Origin of the sequence: Pseudoalteromonas sp. Z9A4 (assembly GCF_011378845.1) — a bacterium.
Lineage (GTDB): Bacteria > Pseudomonadota > Gammaproteobacteria > Enterobacterales > Alteromonadaceae > Pseudoalteromonas > Pseudoalteromonas arctica.
Window position 1 is genome coordinate 51,349 of record NZ_WTLA01000002.1, and the last position, 18,183, is coordinate 69,531.

Here is an 18,183-nt window from a genome sequence, read left to right on the forward strand (position 1 = left end):
TCTAGTTCAGGTTAGTGGTTATGCCTAATTTTTATTATCGTTTCTATACTTATCAATAAGCTCAATTACTAACGCGTAGTTAAAATGTTCAATTGCTTTTTTGAGCTTAAATAGAGAGTGGTCTCTATCATATTGATTCATTTCTAGCTGTCTAACCAAATTGCTAGGTACGGGGCGAGCCGTTAATGCTAATGAGTATATATTATCAATAACCGAGTCTTCGTTTTCTAGTTCATGTAGCTGTATATGTTCTTTTTTAAAGCTGTCAGCTATCAAAAATTGTTTTACAGCAAAAAGTGTAAGTATTAATTGTTCATTAAAATGAGATAAGTTAATACTCTGCTCATCTATTAAGCTTTTCTCAACACTTTGCGTGCTTTGTTGCAGTAGCTCCAAGCCTAATGTGCCGGCCAACCCTTTGAGTGTATGTACTAGTCGAATTAAGCTTTCTAACTCTCCATTTTTGATTAATATATCAGCTTCAATCGAAAAGTCATTGTAATCGTTGACAAACTGAGTAAATAATTTAGCTAGCAATTCGTCATTGTTTTCTAGGTTTTCTTTTGCTAAAGGCAGGTTTATAGTGCTCAGAGATTCGCGACTTTGCAGATACTTTTCTATACTTTCGTAAAGCGCATCAAAAATAATCGGTTTTCCTAAAAAGTCATCCATACCCGCTCTAAACGCTGCTTTTTTATCATTAGGATCTGCGGCTGCCGTAATTGCAATTATGGGAGTTTTGTAGCCTCGCTCTCTTAATATGCTTGTTGCTTCTAGTCCGTCCATAACTGGCATTTGAACGTCCATAAAAATAATATCGATGTCATGTTCATCTACTTTTTGTAATGCATCATGCCCATTGTTAGCAATGATCACGGTCATATCTAATCTTGCTAAAAGGGCGGAGGCTATTTCTTGGTTAATTTTATTATCGTCCACAACTAATGCATTAAAACCCGAGAATTTAGGATGAGGCTTTAATTGCTTTTCTTTAAAATTATTTGGTGAAAGTTTTCTTAAAATTTCTACTTCACTATTTTTATTACCAATAATTATAATGTCTATATTTTCATTTTTTTCAATTGGCTCAGGAGACTCTTCATCGGTAATTAATAAAATAAGTGTCAATTTTTCACTAGCGTTTTTATTTTGAGCGTACAGTTGTTGTAAAATAAAGTTATCGTTGAGCTCTTTTTGCTCTATCGACATTATTACAATACTAAATGGGCCACTAGGCTGAGACATTTTTGCAATGGCTCTTAATGGTTCTTGTGTTGTTTCTGTCGTTATATTTATATCACTTAGCAAGTCCATTAATCTTTTAATTTGCTCATTATCGGGGCTAATTAATAAGGCGTGTTTTTTAAGCTTTTGTTGCTCAGATAAAGTAAAGGGTAGAGTAAAGAAAAACTCGCTACCTTGATTAATCGTGCTCCTTACTTGTATATCTCCGCCCAGCAATTTAGTTAATTGTTTGCTTATAGTGAGTCCTAACCCGGTCCCACCATACTTTCTTGTTGTGCTTGAATCACCTTGCGAGAAAGACTGAAATATAATTTTTGATTGCTCTTCAGTCATCCCAATACCCGTGTCTTTTATACTAAAGCGAAGGTTTATTGTTTTTTCGTGTTGAGATGTCGCTTCTATAATTAATGATATTTCACCATGCTCAGTAAACTTAATTGCGTTACCTACACAGTTATTTATTATTTGGCTTAAGTGCATTGGGTCGCCAATAAGTTCAAGTCCTGCATCAACGTGTAAAGTAAAGTTTAATAACAAGCCTTTTTGCTTGGCGTTTGTTGAGAATAAATTTTGAACGTTAGAAACTATAGTATGTAAGGTAAAAGGGATTTGCTCTAACTGGACTTTTTCTGATTCTAGTTTAGAAAAATCCAGAATGTTATTTAAAATCTGTAATAAATTTTGAGCACTTGAAAGAGCTTTATCTGCGTAGTGTTTTTGCCTTGAGGGAAGCTCGCTGCTTTGTAAAAGTTGCAACATACCTAATATGCCATTCATTGGGGTGCGAAGTTCATGACTCATATTGGCTACAAAATCTATTTTTGTTTTATTGGCTTTATCAGTTTGCTCTATAGCACTTGTCAGGTCGGCATTCATTGCCTCCATTTGGGAATTTAATACGCGGGTTTCGTTGAGTAGCTCTTTGGTTTGCTTATTTTTTAAATATAAAGCATTAGCTGCTTTTATTACCGACGCTATTTCAGTTTGATTTTGGCTGTTATTTGAAATAGTTACTGGCTTTTCGCTATTCATATCTTTAAGTAATAAAGTGAGCTGAGTAATTGGTTTTATAACCGATCTAAAAATAAAATAGCTTAAAAATAAAATGATTAACATAATTAAAACGGCAAATATATTTGCCTGTTCTGTATTTTTTGTTAAGTGGTTACTTAGTAGTTTTTCTGTTTTGGTTAGTTTATTTTTTTCTATATTTTTAATTTCATTAGTTAAATACAGCAATTCGTTTTCTATGCCTGTAAGCACTACATTTACAGAAAAAGTGTAGCTACGGGTGAGTAATACAAGTTGGTTATAAGCCTGTTTTAAGCGTGTTGTTTTATTGGAGAGGGATTCATTTATTACAGAGGTGCTCGTTAGTTTTTTATGTAAGTGATTTAGGTTTAGTTTTACATTTTGTGCTTCATCAAAATTAGGTTTATAGAGGTAGCTTATAATTGCGTGTTTTAAATTACTTATTGTGAGTAAAGCATCGTTTAAAATAACTTTATTACTATCGCTTGAAGACCCTTCTAAATTACTAATTGTTACTTGTAAGTCATCTATAGGCTTTTTGAACTGAGTAGTGTAAAGGAGTTCGCGTTTTTGTCTGTTTACGACAACTTGGCCAAATGCAGCTTGGTAATTATTTAAATACTCGCCAAGACGTACTAATGAGTTATTGTACTGTGCTGTGTGGTTTAAATCGTTTTCTTTTAGTTGATTAAGGTTTAGATTTGCCTTATTTAAATAAAAATTAAATTTGGTAATGGTATTTTCATTTGCATGGTCAATAAATGAAATTGCATGCCATTGCAAAGAGATAATATCGTTTTCTAAGAGGTTCACAACTTCACTTTGAATAAGCGCGTTATGCTGCGACTTTTGTAAGTTAAGTAAGAACTTTTGCGAATAGTTAAACAAATAGCTTTGCAAAAGAAGTAATCCAATCAGCGGACACAAAGCTAAAATTATTTTTGATTTTATTGAACGTATTATCATTATCGGCTAATCAACTCATACCATTTTTGCAGACTGTAGTCATAGGTTGGCATAACTGTGTTCCATACTGCTACATTGCTAAAGCGTTTATGGTAACTACCGCCGTTACGTTGCTCACCTGCTTTTACTGCTACGTCACCATTTGTATTTAATAAATCTATGCTTGTTGCTTTTCCACCGTACCAGTAATCCCACTCAGCTGGAGATAGGAGGAGTTTAGATCGTTGTGGGTTACTAATGTAATAACCTTGGCGAGCAATAAATGCACCAGGCCAGCCTGAAAGCCACCAATTCATATAATCGTAAGCTGCATCTTTTACGCTACTTTGTGTTTGTGACGATAAACACATAACACCATGCCAGCCTCGGTAGCCTTCTTTTGGCGCAGCAAAACGAACATTAATATTTTGGCTGTTTAACGCAGAGACGGCAGGCGAAAACATACTTTCTATATGGGCTCGCTTACTTTTCATAAATTCAATCGACTCAGGAACCGAGTTCCAATAGCCACTAAAGTGACCTTGGCGTTTAAAGTCGAGTAATATACTAAACAATCTATCAAGTTCTGGGCGAGTCATCGCACCTATATTTTTAAATTTTATAAGCCCTTTACTTTGCGCTGCTAGGGCTAGGTCAAATAGTCCAATGGTAGGCGCATTTACGATAGCTACTTTACCTCTGTTCTCGTCATCAAGCAGCCAACTCCAGCTTTCGGTTTCGTATGCTATACCGGGCTTAATAAAATCGGTGTTGTAACCAAAAGAGTCAACATTATGCACATAAGGTAAAAAGCTAATATGATCGCTTTCTTGTGCGCTTAATGTGCCATCGGGTTGAACATTTAATAATTTATAGGGAGCATCACCTGCACCAATACTTGCAGTTTCGGTTAATTTTCCCGTTTTAGTAAGTGGATTTATCTCGTTAAAGTAGGTGAGTCGTTTTTTTTCTATTGGCTGTATAGAACCTGCATCCCAAAGCACATTAATGCTGTTTGACCATTGTTCGTATAAATCAAAGGAGCTAGGGTCCATTGATGCCTTTTGCAAAACGGCAGCGCTGCCTGCGGGAGTAAATTCTATATTAATACCCAAGTCACTCATCGCTTGTTTGCGGATAGCCTCTTGGAGTGTTACATGCGTACCAAGCACTCTTAATGTGACTTTTTTTCGGGCAAAAACATAAGGCGCATGTGTTATTGCACCAGCTGTTAAACCTATAGCAGCTAGCTTTTTTAGCGTTGAACGCTTAGGGTTGTCCATGTTAAGCCTAAAGTACTAATGTGTGACATTATGTATAGCTAAGAACTTGTAAAGACACAAGTTGAATGGATAAATTTAAAATTATATAGAATGAGAAATTAAAATAGTAGGGTATCAAAAAATAATAAAACAATGGAAAAATAGAAAAGTAGAGCGAATTTGAAAAGGAGTAGGAAAGTGGTGGAGCTAAGCAGGATCGAACTGCTGACCTCCTGCGTGCAAGGCAGGCGCTCTCCCAGCTGAGCTATAGCCCCACATTCCTAAGTTACATATAATGTAACTGCTTGACTGCTGAGTTCCAAGCGGGACGAACTTTAAGTTTTTTTATAAAATTGGTCAAGTATTTTTTCGTAAATTTTCACTGTTTACGTCAATTTTTGTTAGACTCGGCTTAATTCAAAACTAAAACGATAAAAAACAATGAAAAAATGTGTTCTAGCGCTTATGGTTTTACTCGCTGGCTGTGCCTCAAATGATGAGCCGCCTTTTGAAATAAATAATAAACAGTTTCACGAAAAGCAAGATGAGCAAGGCAATAAGCTTTTTGCTTATGTTGTTTCGGTAAAAGCTAAGCATCGTGAAAACTTTAACCTAGACCGTGGTCCTAACAATAGACCAAGCCGTGGTGAGGTTAAGCAGTATATAGAGAAAGAGCATTTTGAAGAGTCGAGCATTCTAAAGTTACAGCTAGAAGACCAAGCAGTTGAATTATTAAATCAAGAGCTAAAAGAGCGTAAATACTGCGATAACAAACATGAAGTTAATGATGTTTTATGGCGAGATTTGAGTGTACAGCTAAGAGGGCGTTGTTTGTAATATGTTGCCTGATAAAACTAAGTTAGCAGAGCTTTTAGCGGACCTAAATATTACTTACGATGCAATAGAACATCCGCCGCTACATACTAGCTTAGCGGCTGATGAGTTTATGATTGAGCGCCCAGGTACTCGTCTTAAAAACCTATTTTTACGCGATAACGAAGGCAAGCGACACTTTTTAGTTATTACAGCGCACAATAAGCAACTCGACTTAAAGGCACTATCAAAGCAACAAGGGCTTTCACGCTTAGGGTTTGCATCGAGTGAGCGGCTAGCTAAATATTTAAAAGTGGCTCCTGGGTGTGTATCTATGTTGGCTCTTTTAAATGATAAGCAAAACGAAGTGAGCTTATGGGTTGACCAAGATATTTGGCACGGTGATTTGTTTCATTGTCATCCGTTTGAAAACACCCAAACATGGTTGCTTAGTAAAGCTGATTTAGAAACATTTTTTAATTACACAAAGCATCAACCGCGCGTTGTATTTTTACCCTCAAAATAAGCCCACATAATTAACGATAAACCACATAAGCAAACTGCAAGCAGCGTAAACATAAACGCTGTTTGCCCATGATGTTGGTATACCACACCGGGTAATAACGACCCCAATGCACCGCCACTGTAATAAAACGATACATATCCGCCATTAGTTACACTTGGCGGGGCTTTACTTATTTTATTAACGAGCGGTGCGGCAGTTGAATGAATCACAAACATAGCACCACAAAACAAAGTAAATGCGATTAAAAATAAGCTAAGCTGGTGGCTCATTAATAAAATAATACTCACACTATAAAAACTAAATACCGCAGTTAATAAATGCCAAGGCGAAGGGACTTTTTTAAGCAACCAAGGTGCAGCAATAGAGGCGAGGGCACCAACTAAATAACCACTGTAAACTAAACCTATGTCACGAGTATTGGTAATTAAAAACGTGTTTTGTAATATAAACGGTAAGTAATTAAGTAATGCAGCAAAACAAAAAAACATACAAAAAACGGCACCGTACACTTTAAGGATAGCGCCTTCTTTAAGTTGTTTAATGTAATCCAGAGGGGAGAGCTGCGACGGTGTAGCTGGGTTTGTAAAGCGAGAATGCTTAATTGTCAAAGCTAAGCAAATAAGCATAAAAGCAATTACGTAATAAAAGCTCTGCCAATTCCATAAGTCGCTAAACAAAGCTGCGAGCACACGTCCAAAGTAACCACCAACTATACTGCTACCAATATATAGGGTCATATTTTTTTGAAGTGTATCAGCGCTATAGCTCATACCTATATAGCTAGTCATTGCTGTTAAAGCTGCAGGGAGCGTTAAACCTTGTAAAAATCTGACTAATAATAAAAGCTCAAAGCTAGGTACATAAATAAAAAGTAAGCAGCTAAGGCCTAAAAGCACCATTGCAATACGTAATATAAGTAGTGGATTTATTGTTGCTAAAAATAAACCATAAACGAGCGGAGCAATGGCTAAGGGCAGCATAGTTGCAGTCATTAAGCTGCCAGCTACCGCAGGTGCTACATTAAATTCGCTCGCAAAAAGGCTAAGTAGGGGTTGCGGTGCATAAAGCACAAAAAATATAAATACCGAGCAAACGAGTAGATGAGGTAAACGCATTATATGGCTTGTGCATTTGCTGATTGGTTGCGTGGTATTGTATTAAAAATTGCTTTTAATTCATAATTAAAACCATAGTCATTGCGCTATATCATGGTTTGTTTTAACTAGTTTGCTAGATTAATGTCGATAGCGCTGTTATTTGAACTCGTTGGTGATTAAAATAGCGATAATATTAGTTTTTAGTGGAACAAAGCCATGGGTTCATTACAAGACCAATTGCTTCAAGCAGGATTAACAACATCGCATAATGCTAAAGTTGCTAAATCAGAAAAGCGTAAGCAACAAAAAAAGCAAAAGAAAGGGGCTACTAGCAACCCAAGTGATCTGCAAAAGCATATTCAACAAACCAAGCTAGAACAGCAAAAAAAAGCTGAAGAGCTTAACCAAACACGCCAAGTGAGCTTAAAGCAGCGTGAACAAGAAGCGCGTGTTAAACAAATTTTAGAGCACCACAACCAAGACGCTATTCGTGGTGAGCGCACATTTAATTTTACTTATCAAAACAAAGTAAAAAATATCGACGTGAACGAGAAAACGCAAAAAGCGTTATCGGGCGGTCGTTTAGCTATTTGTGTACTAGAAGGGCAATTTTACGTATTAGACGACGAACCAGCACGCAAAGTGGCTGAAGTTGACGAAAAGTATATTGTTTTTCATGTAGAGCCAGAAAACAAACCAAAAGATGAAGATGACCCGTACGCAGACTTTGAAGTACCAGATGATATAGTGTGGTAATAGTCTATTAAGGGTAAGCTCATTTTTATTTGCTAAAGTATATAAAAGTGAGACAGAAACGAGTTAGCGGTTTTTGGTTAAGTTGATCGTCTAGCGTCGTTTCGTACGTATGCTTTTTATTTGATTGTTTACTACAATCAATAGAACAGTTTTTCTAACCGTCAAAAAAGAAGAGTAAATACAATGAGCAAGATGAAAACACTACTATTAGGCGCGGGTATTACTTTAGCCGCAAGCTTCTCGTTTAATGCAGCAGCTGCCGATGGCGCTGCACTTTATACCGCTAAAAATTGTCAAACTTGTCATGGCGCTGAAGGTAAAGCACCAATTATGGGTATGTACCCTAAACTAAACGGTCAAAACAAAGACTATTTAGTAGCGCAAATGAAAGATATTAAGTCAGGTGCACGTAATAACGGTATGACCATGGCTATGAAAGCAATGGTTGCAACGGTAACTGATGAAGAGTTTGAAGCAATTGCAGATTACCTAGCTAACGTAAAATAATTTACGCAGTTATACCATTTTAATGCAATTGGTATTTTAGTTTTATAAACAGCCACACAATAGTGTGGCTGTTTTGTTTGGTGTTTGCTATAAAATAGAGACTGCTTTAGACTTCTAAACATCTGTTCGTACAGGTTAATAATGTACGTTTTTAAAAGGCTTATTATGTTTGATTTACCCCAACTCGATTTAAAAAATAAAGTATCGGCACAAGAGTGGCAACTGCGTATTGATTTAGCCGCGTGTTATAGACTGGTAGAGCACTTTCGTTGGGGGGATTTAATCTATACGCATTTATCAGCACGTTTGCCTGGCACCGATCATTACTTAGTGAATGCCTTTGGTTTAACCTTTGATGAAGTAACTGCGTCTAATTTAGTAAAGGTCGACTTAGACGGTAACATTATTGACGATACGCCATTTAGTATTAATCCTGCTGGCTTTACTATTCACAGTGCGATTCATGAGGTACGCGAAGACGCTCATTGTGTTATTCACCTTCATACCAAAGAAACAATCGCTGTCGCTACACAAAAAAATGGTTTATTACCGCTTAGCCAGTATTCAATGTTTTCACTGCCATCGCTTTCTTATCATGGCTACGAAGGGCTTGCAGTAAACGACGACGAGCGAAAAGTGCTGCAAGATGATTTAGGCAACACTAACCATATGTTACTGGTAAACCATGGGGGCTTAACAGTAGGCCCAACGGTAGGTGATGCGTTTATGCGCTTTTATGATTTACAGCGAGCGTGTGAAATTCAATTAGCGCTACAATCAAGCTCGCAAGAGGTGATTGAAGTACCGCAACCTATAATCGACAATATTTATAATCAAGCAAACGTAGTACACAGTGGTAGCACTGGCGGGCAACTTGCGTGGCCTGCTATGTTACGTAAAGCGTATCGACTTGACCCTAGTTTTGCAAAATAACCCATAGCGGTTAATAAGGAATTTTAATGAAAGTAAATCGCGTTGAAGTATTTGATATTCACTGTCCTGATAGACCTTCGTGGACACCTGTGTTTGTACGTATTCATACTGACGAAGGTATTAGTGGTGTTGGTGAAGCGGGCCTTGCATACGATTTAGGTCACAGTGCTGCAGCGGCTATGATTAAGGAAATGGCCGACGCCTTTTTAATCGGCCACGACCCGTTTCAAACAGAAAAACTATGGTCTCGTATGTTACGTGAGAGCTTTTGGGGCTTAGGTGGCGGACCTGTTGTATATGCTGCAATGAGCGCAATTGATACCGCGCTTTGGGATATTAAAGGTAAAGCGCTTGGTTTACCTGTATATCAATTATTAGGTGGTAAAGTTAACGACAAACTACGTACATACGCATCGCAATTACAGTTTGATTGGGATAGCGAATTTAAAGCGCTGGTACAGCCGCAAGAATACGCAGAAGCTGCTTTAAAAGCGATAGCTGAAGGTTACGATGCAGTAAAAGTAGATCCAATTCAGTACGATAAAGACGGTAATACTTATTACGACCGTACAAAAATAATTTCACGCACTGAAATGAAGCTATACCGTGCACGCATGCAAGCTATTCGCGAAGCGGTAGGCGACGAAGTAGATATTATTTTTGAATGCCACAGCTTACCGGGTGTTACAACAGCCATTCAGCTAGGTGAAATTGCAAAAGAGTTTGACTGTATGTATTTTGAAGAGCCAGTTAACTATTTAAACCATTCATTACACGCAAAAGTAGCTGATAAAGTGTCAGTGCCTATTGCTGGTGGTGAACGTTTGTATAATCGCTGGGGTGTACGTCCGTATTTAGAAGATCAAAGTATTGATGTACTACAGCCAGATATTGGTTTGTGTGGTGGTTTTACCGAAACCAAAAAAGTATGTGATTACGCTGATATTTTTGATGTGCGTATTCAAGCTCACGTATGTGGCGGGCCTGTTGCAACAGCAGCATCACTGCACTTAGAAACGGCTATCCCTAACTTTTTGATTCATGAGCACCATACTTATGCGATTAAAAAGTGGAACCGCGAGTTATGTTTACAAGACCCACAACCTAAAAATGGTTTCTTTGAAGTGTCAGAAGAGCCTGGGTTGGGTATTGAATTAAACGATGAGATTGTTATGCGCTCTCAACGCGTAGAAATAAAATAATGGCCTTTTAACCTAACTTTAGGTCATACATTAAAAAGCCGGTAAGTGATTAGTCACTTACCGGCTTTTACTTGTTTTGGCGGAGGTAAAGCTTGTTATAACTCGTTGATTTTACATTCCACGTCTTTAAGTTCAATAGTTGCTTTACTATCAAGGTGGCGTATATAGCACTGATTACCTTTAATCATCAATTCAAATTGATCGGGTGTATTGCGACTTTGCGTGTCGATAATATTATTACCATCCACATTGCTAAGGGTTACTGTACTGCTGGTTGTAAATACATAATCAGCTAATTGAGTCTCTTGCATATGTACAAGTGTTTTAATCGCTTTGCTAACAGCTGCTTTATTTGGCTTTGCTAGTAGAGCATGTTGCAGCTTAGGTGTCGGGTCTGGATTTTGAGATATGCAGCCATTGAGAAGAAGCGCTGAAAATACAACGATTAGTAAAAGGTACATTTTCATAAATTGGCCGTATTATCATAAAAAGAGAGTTTAATATAACTAGTTTTACTTACACTTGGTAGTAGTGCTTAGCGTTTGCATAGCTAAGGTCATGCCATGTCTTATCGTTTGAGCATAACGCCTTATGGCAGTGCCATAAGTTGTTGTAGCTTGTATTTATTTGGCACACAGGGAAGTTGCTAGCAAACATAATACGTTGCTGGCCAAAGTGATTAAAAAGAAAATTAAAACACGCTGCTTGTTGCTCGCTGGTGAGTTGTAGTAATTCAAAACCAGAGAATTTAATTGCTATGTTGTTATGTTGAGCAAGTAACTCAACACCTTGTCGCCAATCATTTAAATTACTCGGCAACCCTGCATGATTAATTATAATTTGAAGTTGCGGTAGCTGCTTAGCGTAGTAAGCTATTTGTTTGGTTATTTCGCTATTTTCAATATCAAACTGAGCTTCAAAATGCAGTCGGGTATCTGATAACGTTGTTAGGTTTTTAAAGCTATTAGCATCTAATAAACGCTTTGCGTCAGTACCTTCGGTTATATCTCTAATGCCACACAAACTCAGATGAGCTAAAGCTTCTAACGAGTTTATAAACTCATCAGCCGATGAGTCAATTTGGTTGTAGCTAATGGCTTTAAATGGAATACCTTTTAAATGCGAGTCTAGCCAGTTTAGCTCGTTAATAGGGGAGGTGTTATCGAATCCGGCTTCTATATGAACAAGCCCTACTAGCTCAAAGTCAGTACTTTTAACAAGTTGCTGTGCACTTACTGGCTGTTTAATTTTTTCTAAATTTGGCCATGCTGGTGGATAAGCGCCTTGTAGCCATGAGTATTGACCCTCTACTAAATTAAAAAAGTGTACGTGTGGGTCAATAATTTTTAGGCTCATTGCAGATTACTCATTGGGCAGTGTAGCCACCGTCAATGCTTTGCAGGCTGCCAGTAATAAAGCTGGCATCGTCGCTTGCTAAAAAGCTCACAAGAGCCGCAACTTCGTCGGCTTGACCTAATCGGTTAAGCGGTTGCAGACTTGCTTCCTCGGCAACTATTTCAGCTTTGTTTGCGCCACTTTTTGCACAGTACGCATCTATTGCGTTATGAAAAAGCGGGGTTTCTATTGTGCCAGGGCATACCGCATTTGCTCTAATATTAAAACTCGCGTAATCAAGCGCTGTTGTTTTAGCCATTGAGGCAAGGGCATGTTTTGTTAGGTTATACGCAAAAGAGTTTTGCTTCCCTATAATTGCCTGATCGGAAGCGATTAATATAATAGCGCCGCCATTTTGCGCTTTCATGCTTGGCAATACGCTTTGTATTGCGGCATAAGCGCCTTTAACATTAAGCGCAAAAAGTGCATCGAGAGTTTGCTCGTCGGTGCTTTCTATATTTGCGCTTAAGTGTTTTCCAGCATTAGAAACAAGTACATCAATACGTTTGCTTTGTTCACAGATAGTGTTGATACAGCTTTGTACCGCCGATACATCACTTACATCACACTGATGAAATATACCTATTTCGCTCAGCTCTATATCAAGGTTATGTACTTCATAGCCATTGTTTAGCAAACGCTTTACTACGGCTAAGCCAATACCTTTTGTACCACCTGTAACAACTGCAACTTTAGACATACTTACTTCCTTTATTGCTAACTAGTGAGAGTGACCACAGCCGCCTTCAGCGTGCACGTGTCCGTGAGAAACTTCTTCACTTGTTGCTTCACGTACCGATATAACTTCAACGTCAAACGCTAGCGTTTTACCAGCAAATGGGTGGTTTAAATCACAATCTGCGTTAAAACGACCAACTTTAACAATAGTAACCTGATGACGACCTTGGTTAGAGCTAACCATTGCTGTCATACCAGGTTTCCATACTTTAACGTCGCCTTGTAGGTGCTTTAACGGAATACGCTGAATTAAGTCATCAACACGCTCGCCGTATGATTCACTTGGCTCTAGAGTTACACTAAATTTTTCGCCAGCTTCTTTGCCTTCAAGTGCTTTTTCTAAACCAGGAAGCATGCCTTCGCTGCCATGAATGTAAGTAAGTGGCGCTTCGTTTTTGCTACTTTCAATTTGCTCGCCCGCTTCGCTAAGGGTGTAATGAAATTCAACTGCTGAATTTTTGCTAATTTGCATGCTTGTCTCTTCAAATAATAACTATGTTAGGGCGCAATTTTACGCGAAATATACTTGTTTATAAACTTAACGTGGCTGATTTAGTGTTTTTTGTAAATTTAGCAGAAAATCTTTTTTTGTTGGGGCTGCTTTTTGCTTCTCAGCCTGTGGTATAAACAGCACTAATTGAGTGCCTGGCTTTAAAATACTTGATGCAGAGAGTTTGTTCCATTTTGCCAAGTCGCTATGAGGTACATCGTAAAGCTGACTTATACTCCAAAGGCTATCGCCCGACTTAACTTCGTAATCTATTTCAATGGTGGGAATCGCAATCTCTTGGTGTTCTAAATAAGGGCTAATTTTGTAATCAACTGTTAATGTGCTTGGCAGGGTTTTAGGTTGTCCAACTAATAACTTTTCTCCAACGCCTATTAAATTATTATTTTTGTTATTAAGTTGTTTTAAAGCTTTTACCGACATACTAAAACGTCTAGCAATACCGTAAAGCGTGTCGTTTTGTTTAACGATGTACTCTCCAGCAAAGTTTGATTTAAAAAACTGACTTTTTAATAAGGCCTCTTGCCCTATAGGCAGCAGTAAAGTATGCGGCCCGTTAGGTGAGCTTTGATTTTTTAAATATCCCTGATTAATCGCGTGTAACTGCTTTGAACCTATACCAGAGAGCTTAGCTATAACCGAAAAGTCGAACTGCTGGCCTATATTCATCTGTGTTGTAAATGGCTTATATGCAAGCTTTGGGCGTTTAATGCCCTTTTGTGGATGCTTAACTAAATAGCTTAAAGCGAGTAACTTGGGTACGTAGTCGGCGGTTTCTTTTGGCAGGCTAAGCGACCAGTAATCGGTGCTTTTACCGCGTTTTTTGTTTTTTTCGATTGCGCGTTTAACGCGGCCCTCACCGCTGTTATAAGCGGCCAAAGCATGTAGCCAATTACCATCAAAGCGTTTATGTAAGTAGCTTAAGTAATCAAGTGCTGCATCGGTTGAAGCAAGTACGTCTTGGCGACCGTCGTACCATTGGTCTGACTTAACTCCAAAGTGATGCGCTGTTGCGCCAACTAACTGCCAAACACCAACAGCTTGCTGTGATGAGGCTATCGTTGGTCTAAAATCGCTTTCTACAAATGGTAGTAATGCGAGCTCCATAGGTAATTGCTTTTGCTCAATTTTTTTTACGATGTGATACAGGTAAGGCGCTGCGCGCTTACTCACAGTTTGTAAGTAGTTAGGTTGCTTTGCATACCAGCTGATACGCTTTTTTAAAGCGCGATTTTGATAAACCGTAAAGTATAGATTGTTGGCTATATGCACCCACAGATCGGTGGTTTTTGGTGGGCGCTTTTTTACGATTGTTTTTTTGAATTGAAGTGGCGTAACGTGCTCATTAACTTGGGGCGTTTGAGCTACTTCATCATCAATATCATAAGTATAGTCAGGCTCAAAATGAGTAAATATTTGTGGAGCTTCTTGTGGTTCTTGCTCCGTTGATTGACAACCAAATAACAAAATACCCAAACAACATAAAACCAAACTGCGCATAGTGATCACTTTTGTAAATTCCTTTTATTATTTTAACACAATCCGTTGTGTTGAGTTATTCTGCGTTTTTTGCGCGATTTAGACCAGCTTGTAAAAAGAAGTTGCTCGATTTTATATTAAGCGCTTCCTGTTTATAAGGCTCAATAACTGATTCAGGAAACGCCAGCATTAACTGCTCAATACTTTGATTTTTATTGTTTTTAACGTGCTCTGTTATGGCTGTTAAAAATGATAGTGGCTGTTTCAGCTGCTCTTTTGTTAATGTGCCGCCGTGCCCAGGTAAAATAATAGTGAGCTTTTCGTCGTTAATATATTGCTTAAGCAACGTTTGCCAACTTTTAAGTTCACCGTGTCCAGGGTAAGGAAGCCAGTCAACGATATCGCCACCAATAAGCACACTGCCATTATTAGCGGTAATAGTTAAATCGCCGTTAGTGTGGGCTTGATGCGGCTCAATGGTTACCTCAAAACCACCAAGGTCGATGGTTTTATGATTATCGATTATTATTTCGGGTTTGCTAAGCTGATACTCCTGCCAGCGAAAAAGTCGTTTTTTTGCAAGCTCTAACTTATTTCGCCATTTAGCTTGCTCTTCTTTGGGCACATTCGCTAATCGTTGGTAGCTCAGCTCAATGCTCTTTTCATAGGTGTCTAGTTTGTCGGTATATGCTGTTTGATAAAGGTTAAAATTTTTATTTACCTGCTGGTGAACAATGAGCTTGGCATCAGGATAAAAATTTTGCATAACCGCCATACCTAGCAAGTGATCGTCATGGTGGTGGGTAGCCATTAAATAGCATAAAGGTGTTTTAAGGCGTTTCTTTAAATCTTCAGCAAGTTGTTCAACTGCGGCAAAATTGGCGCTCGTATCAACAAGTAGGGCACATTTTTCGCCTTCAATTAATACTTGGTTAGAGTCGTAAAAGCGAAGCTTGTCTTGTTGCTTCAAAAACTGAATATGAGGGTTTATTGTATTCCAAGTGACGGCAGCATAGGTGCTAGGTACTATTGATAATAAAGTGCATACTAATAGTAAGTACTTACATGAAGTGGCTATGTTTGAAAGTTTTAACTTCATTTATTATCTCTACGCTAATATTAAATTACTTTAATAATAAATAAAAAGCGCAGAATGCGCTTTTTATTTTTGGTGTTTGGGGTCATTTGTCAAATGCAGACTGAGTTTATCAATCATTTGGTCTTGATGCTGTTGTTCAACAGTAGCCTGTGTTTTTGCTTCTAGCAATTCATGGCTCAAGTTTAATGCTGCCATTAATAGGGCTTTCTGATCGCTTCTAACAGTTGAGCGCTGTTTCATTTTCTCAACTAAGTCATTTAGATTTTTAGCTGCTGCTATTAATGCATCTTCCTGCCCTTCGGGGCAAGCAAATTGCTGCTCTTTACCTAGCAACTCAACAGTGACCCGCTGGTTTTGCAGCTCAGACATTAGCTAGCCTGTTGTGCGCTTTGTAACTTATCAAGAAGACCAGATAAAGTAGTGCTGGTATCTTTCTGTTTTTCTTCATTTTCTAGTGCTTCAAGCTGAAGTAATTCGTTGTCGTCGCTTAGTTTGGTATTCTGTTCTTTTAAAGTAACAACATCTGTTTGTAATTGGTTATTACGTTCGATTAAAGAATCGATCAGTTGTTCGAGTTGTTGAAGAGTAGTGTTATTCATAAAGACGCTCATATAACTGTAATTAATGTCATGCAAATGTAAAGCAAAGTGTGTTGATTTGCCAGCATTTACGGTGGTTTTAGCTGATTTTTCTTTTGCGTTAAGGGATAATTCAGCAGATGTGCTTTTTTGTTCAGAAATGGTTCACTTAAACACTCTCTTATCTTGGTGTAAGTTGCCAAAGCCTAGTGCTTATGGTTCACTTACGATATTAAATTGCGTATGGCGAAAATAAATAATGCTTAGTTACAGACACTCATTTCATGCGGGTAATCCTGCCGATGTACTTAAACACTTAGTACTGGCACAAGTGCTAAATTATCAAACAATTAAAGATAAACCGCTTGATTATATAGACACACATTCAGGTGCTGGCTTTTTTGAACTTGCAGCTGCCGATGCGCAAAAAACGCAAGAGTATCAAGATGGTATTGAAAAACTTTGGCATCATAAAAGTGAGCATGCTGAGCTTAATGAATACATTGAATTAATTAAGTCATTTAACGACACTGACGAACTTGCGTTTTATCCAGGTTCACCAAAAATTGCAGAGCACTACTTACGCCGCCAAGATAAGGGTTGGTTTTTTGAACTGCACCCGCGCGATTTATTATTACTTGAAGAAAACATGCAAGGTAAGCGATCTATTCGTGTACGTGGAGAGGATGGTTTTGCAGGTTTAGTTGGTTTATTACCACCAGCATCTCGCAGAGCGTGTGTGTTAATTGATCCTCCATACGAAATTAAAGATGACTACGAAACGGTTGTAAAAACCTTAGTTAAAGCTCATCAGCGTTTTGCTACAGGTACTTACATGATTTGGTATCCGGTTGTAGATAGAGAACGCATTGATAATATGGAGCAGGGCTTAATTAATTCAGGAATGCGCAACATTCAGTTATTTGAATTAGGCACTGAAGCGGATACTGACGTACACGGTATGACAGCATCGGGCATGATTGTAATTAATCCTCCATGGAAGCTAAAGCAAACAATGGATGCGATAATGCCTGAACTTGTTAGTTTGTTAAGTGAGCCAAGTGGTTTTTACCGAAGTGAACAACTCGTTGATGAGTAACTTTAAATAGCGCTTATAACGAATAATAAAATGCCCAGCTTTGCTGGGCATTTTATTTAAAATTAATACGAATGTGTTAGGTAATATATATAAGGGAGCTAAATATTAATTAAAATAAACCGCACTAAAAGTAGCAAGCGTATTACCGCGACTGTTTTTAAGTTTTAGTGATTCACCTGTTATTTCCCACTTTGAAGTTTTGCTAAGTACGTCAGACATAGCCGCTTCTTGGCTCATATTATCCGAGCACATCTTTTTTGTACTTGCTAGCTGACTAAGTGTAATTGTTTGCTGCTCGGTACTATAGCTTCCGCTAAAATTATTACAGCCTAAAAAGCCATTAACGCGGTGGTCTTTATTGAACTGAATGAATGGTTCTTTAGTTGTAACATTCACAGTTTGAGCATTTATTGTTATTGCTTTCCAGTAAGTATTTGTGAGTGTTACATCGGGTTTTTGAGTCGACACTTTTGAAAGCTCAATTTTATAGGGGGTAGTTAACTGTGATTCTGCAAACGGGTCATGATTTGTTGTACTTGTGTAAAGCACTTTGTCTTTATTTATAATTCTGGCGCTTAGGCTATAGCGATGTTTATCGCTAATTTTGCTGGCATCATAAATTAGCTCAACGGTAAATGGCGGGGCTTGGGTTACATCAATCACTTCTTGTGTGATTATATCGGCTTTTACATCCATTTTAGATACATTGGAAAGCGTAACTATTAATTGCGAGCCAGGGCGAAGCATACTGCGATCTTTGTAGCTAGCTTGGATAGTTAGGCTGGTTATTGCTTCTGCAATTTCTGTGTTTTCAGTCGATTTAGTTTGCTCACCGCAGCCAGTTACTGCAAAAGCGCTAAGCGCCAATAAGCCAATCCCTGCAACTGCCTTTTTACGCGAAGATACTGCTTGATGCTTTTCCATGTTGGTTATCCTTACTCAATATTATGTCCTTAGTGTATTACCTAG

The 18,183-nt window shown here is 38.1% G+C and carries 19 protein-coding genes and 1 tRNA gene; 7 read left to right on the forward strand and 13 right to left on the reverse strand.

Annotated features, from left to right (window positions below; all coding sequences use genetic code 11):
- Positions 1-24: 24 nt before the first annotated feature.
- From GQR54_RS01870 to GQR54_RS01880, 3 genes are all read right to left on the reverse strand, one after another.
- A complete protein-coding gene (locus GQR54_RS01870; protein ID WP_166376372.1) occupies positions 25-3,243 on the reverse strand; it encodes an ATP-binding protein in 3,219 nt (1,072 codons plus the stop codon).
- A complete protein-coding gene (locus GQR54_RS01875) occupies positions 3,243-4,505 on the reverse strand; it encodes an extracellular solute-binding protein (RefSeq protein ID WP_166376373.1) in 1,263 nt (420 codons plus the stop codon). The genes GQR54_RS01870 and GQR54_RS01875 overlap by 1 nt, the downstream gene beginning before the upstream one ends.
- Positions 4,506-4,683: 178 nt before the next feature.
- Positions 4,684-4,759: transfer RNA gene (locus tag GQR54_RS01880), tRNA-Ala, on the reverse strand.
- A gap of 166 nt (positions 4,760-4,925) precedes the next feature.
- Here GQR54_RS01880 and GQR54_RS01885 point away from each other — a divergent pair.
- Both GQR54_RS01885 and GQR54_RS01890 read left to right on the forward strand, forming a co-directional pair.
- Entirely contained in the window at positions 4,926-5,321 is a 396-nt protein-coding gene (locus GQR54_RS01885; RefSeq protein WP_024592478.1) for a hypothetical protein, read from the forward strand.
- Between the two features lies 1 nt (position 5,322).
- Entirely contained in the window at positions 5,323-5,823 is a 501-nt protein-coding gene (locus tag GQR54_RS01890; protein WP_166376374.1) for a prolyl-tRNA synthetase associated domain-containing protein, read from the forward strand.
- Here the strand turns inward: GQR54_RS01890 and GQR54_RS01895 are convergent.
- Positions 5,790-6,938: an MFS transporter gene (locus tag GQR54_RS01895; RefSeq protein WP_166376375.1), complete on the reverse strand. Its 1,149-nt coding sequence runs from the start codon at positions 6,936-6,938 to the stop codon at positions 5,790-5,792. The two genes, GQR54_RS01890 and GQR54_RS01895, sit on opposite strands and share 34 nt — an antisense overlap.
- Before the next feature lie 198 nt (positions 6,939-7,136).
- On the opposite strand from GQR54_RS01895, the gene GQR54_RS01900 reads away from it, so the two are divergent.
- The 4 genes from GQR54_RS01900 (at position 7,137) to GQR54_RS01915 (ending at position 10,318) form a co-directional block, all read left to right on the forward strand.
- Positions 7,137-7,676, forward strand: a complete 540-nt coding sequence (locus GQR54_RS01900) for a DUF2058 domain-containing protein (RefSeq protein ID WP_002957867.1) — start codon at positions 7,137-7,139, stop codon at positions 7,674-7,676.
- A 183-nt stretch (positions 7,677-7,859) separates the two neighbouring features.
- The gene (locus tag GQR54_RS01905; protein ID WP_002957866.1) at positions 7,860-8,183 is read left to right on the forward strand and encodes a c-type cytochrome; all 324 of its coding nucleotides are present in this window, start codon (positions 7,860-7,862) and stop codon (positions 8,181-8,183) included.
- Positions 8,184-8,348: 165 nt separating this feature from the next.
- Positions 8,349-9,116 (forward strand): class II aldolase/adducin family protein, encoded by a 768-nt coding sequence (locus GQR54_RS01910; RefSeq protein ID WP_166376376.1) that lies wholly within the window; start codon positions 8,349-8,351, stop codon positions 9,114-9,116.
- Positions 9,117-9,142: 26 nt separating this feature from the next.
- Positions 9,143-10,318: a mandelate racemase/muconate lactonizing enzyme family protein gene (locus GQR54_RS01915; protein ID WP_166376377.1), complete on the forward strand. Its 1,176-nt coding sequence runs from the start codon at positions 9,143-9,145 to the stop codon at positions 10,316-10,318.
- Positions 10,319-10,413: 95 nt separating this feature from the next.
- Here the strand turns inward: GQR54_RS01915 and GQR54_RS01920 are convergent, their stop codons facing one another.
- The 8 genes from GQR54_RS01920 to zapB all read right to left on the reverse strand — a co-directional run bounded on the left by GQR54_RS01920 (position 10,414) and on the right by zapB (position 16,136).
- Positions 10,414-10,785: a hypothetical protein gene (locus tag GQR54_RS01920; protein ID WP_166376378.1), complete on the reverse strand. Its 372-nt coding sequence runs from the start codon at positions 10,783-10,785 to the stop codon at positions 10,414-10,416.
- A 49-nt stretch (positions 10,786-10,834) separates the two neighbouring features.
- A complete protein-coding gene (locus tag GQR54_RS01925; protein ID WP_166376379.1) occupies positions 10,835-11,674 on the reverse strand; it encodes an amidohydrolase family protein in 840 nt (279 codons plus the stop codon).
- Positions 11,675-11,684: 10 nt separating this feature from the next.
- The gene (locus GQR54_RS01930; protein WP_166376380.1) at positions 11,685-12,413 is read right to left on the reverse strand and encodes an SDR family oxidoreductase; all 729 of its coding nucleotides are present in this window, start codon (positions 12,411-12,413) and stop codon (positions 11,685-11,687) included.
- Positions 12,414-12,434: 21 nt separating this feature from the next.
- Positions 12,435-12,923, reverse strand: a complete 489-nt coding sequence (locus tag GQR54_RS01935; RefSeq protein ID WP_166376381.1) for a peptidylprolyl isomerase — start codon at positions 12,921-12,923, stop codon at positions 12,435-12,437.
- A gap of 66 nt (positions 12,924-12,989) precedes the next feature.
- Positions 12,990-14,459 carry a LysM peptidoglycan-binding domain-containing protein gene (locus tag GQR54_RS01940; RefSeq protein WP_166376382.1) on the reverse strand — a complete coding sequence of 490 codons (1,470 nt, stop codon included), beginning with the start codon at positions 14,457-14,459 and terminating at the stop codon, positions 12,990-12,992.
- A gap of 55 nt (positions 14,460-14,514) precedes the next feature.
- Positions 14,515-15,537, reverse strand: a complete 1,023-nt coding sequence (locus GQR54_RS01945) for an MBL fold metallo-hydrolase (RefSeq protein ID WP_166376383.1) — start codon at positions 15,535-15,537, stop codon at positions 14,515-14,517.
- A gap of 63 nt (positions 15,538-15,600) precedes the next feature.
- A complete protein-coding gene (locus GQR54_RS01950; RefSeq protein WP_166376384.1) occupies positions 15,601-15,906 on the reverse strand; it encodes a cell division protein ZapA in 306 nt (101 codons plus the stop codon).
- Positions 15,906-16,136, reverse strand: a complete 231-nt coding sequence (gene zapB, locus GQR54_RS01955) for a cell division protein ZapB (RefSeq protein WP_166376385.1) — start codon at positions 16,134-16,136, stop codon at positions 15,906-15,908. The genes GQR54_RS01950 and zapB overlap by 1 nt, the downstream gene beginning before the upstream one ends.
- A 238-nt stretch (positions 16,137-16,374) precedes the next feature.
- Between zapB and rlmJ the strand changes: the two genes are divergently transcribed.
- The gene (gene rlmJ, locus GQR54_RS01960) at positions 16,375-17,214 is read left to right on the forward strand and encodes a 23S rRNA (adenine(2030)-N(6))-methyltransferase RlmJ (RefSeq protein ID WP_166376386.1); all 840 of its coding nucleotides are present in this window, start codon (positions 16,375-16,377) and stop codon (positions 17,212-17,214) included.
- Positions 17,215-17,319: 105 nt separating this feature from the next.
- Here rlmJ and GQR54_RS01965 read toward each other — a convergent pair whose 3' ends face one another.
- Positions 17,320-18,138 carry an META domain-containing protein gene (locus GQR54_RS01965; RefSeq protein WP_101164326.1) on the reverse strand — a complete coding sequence of 273 codons (819 nt, stop codon included), beginning with the start codon at positions 18,136-18,138 and terminating at the stop codon, positions 17,320-17,322.
- Between the last annotated feature and the right edge of the window lie 45 nt (positions 18,139-18,183).